Here is a 1,437-nt window from a genome sequence, read left to right as displayed (position 1 = left end):
AATATGTCTGGGAGATGTAATTATGAATTATCAGGATAAGTTTAATAATATCAGGCCAGCCTGGCTGGAGATCAATTTAGATAACTATGGGCACAACATAAAGCTGATAAAAGAACAACTGCAGAAAAGAACTCTATTAACAGCAGTAGTTAAAGCTGATGCTTATGGACATGGTGCAGTGGAAATTTCTAAAAAAGCGCTGGAATCCGGTGCTGACCGACTGGCAGTGGCTATTCTGGATGAGGCAGAAGAGCTGAGAAAGTCTGGTCTGTCGGAGGTTCCAATTTTAATTTTAGGATGGACACCAAAAGAACAGTATGAGAGAGTGATTAAGCACAATTTAATTCAGACCATATATGATTATCAGGATGTGCTGGCACTTAATAAAGCAGCAGAAAAGCTGGGTAAAAAAGCCAAAATACATATAAAAATTGATACAGGTATGAGCAGGCTTGGGATAAAAGCTAAGCAGGGTCTTAAATTTGTTAAAAAAGTTAATGATCTTTCCAGTATAATTATAGAGGGAATATATACTCATTTTTCTTCTGCAGATGAAGCAGATAAAGAATTTACCTTTCAGCAGTTTAATTTATTTAAAGGTTTGATTTCTAGATTGAAAAAAAATGATATAAATATTCCTGTTAAACATGCCGCAAATAGTGCTGCAACTATTGATATGCCAGAACTGCAGATGGATATGGTTAGAGTTGGAATAATAAGTTATGGTCTTTGGCCGTCAAAAGAAGTGAAAAGAAAAATAGATTTGAAGGCGGTAATGAGTTTAAAGTCCCGCTTAGCTTATGTTAAAACAGTAGAAAAAGGGACACCGATAAGTTACGGCAGAACTTATGTAACAGAAAAAAAGAGCAAAATAGGAACAATACCTTTAGGATATGCTGATGGATACAGCAGATTGCTGTCCTCTAATTTTGAAATTATTGTAAAAGGTAAAAGAGCTCCAATAATAGGCCGCATATGTATGGATCAGTTTATGGTGGACTTAAGTGATATTAAATCTGTTAAAAAGGGAGATATTGTTACTCTACTGGGAAGAGATAATGGAGAAGTGATAACAGCTGATGAAATGGCAGAAAAATTAGATACAATTAATTATGAAGTTGTGTCCAGCTTTACCAAAAGGCTGCCCAGAGTTTATATAGAAAATAAGTAACAAAATTTCACAAAGTTTTATCGAATTTTGTCTAAACCATTGATATAATTGGTTAAGAGTAATATAATTATAAATGCCGAAAAATTAATTTTTAAATTAATTATACTAAAAAATGAAACTATTTTCACAAGTTGAATTATATTTGAATAAACTTTGAGAACATGGACTAGGAATTATATACGGCAAAAATTCTTATTTAATACTTTTAGCATTGAAACCTTTAATAATTTTAAAAAGGAAGTAAAATTCACTTCACGATTATATTA

1 protein-coding gene is annotated in these 1,437 nt (G+C 32.4%); it reads left to right on the top strand.

Translation table 11 applies throughout. From position 1 onward, the window contains the following. The first annotated feature begins 22 nt into the window (after positions 1 to 22). Positions 23 to 1,171: an alanine racemase gene (alr, locus tag DFR78_RS11850; protein WP_114459029.1), complete on the top strand. Its 1,149-nt coding sequence runs from the start codon at positions 23 to 25 to the stop codon at positions 1,169 to 1,171. The last annotated feature ends 266 nt before the right edge of the window (positions 1,172 to 1,437 follow it).

It is taken from the genome of Halanaerobium sp. MA284_MarDTE_T2 (assembly GCF_003337245.1).
Classification (GTDB): Bacteria; Bacillota; Halanaerobiia; order Halanaerobiales; family Halanaerobiaceae; genus QPJE01.
The sequence above is the reverse complement of the archived record's forward strand: the minus strand, read 5'-3'. Positions and strand labels throughout refer to the sequence as shown.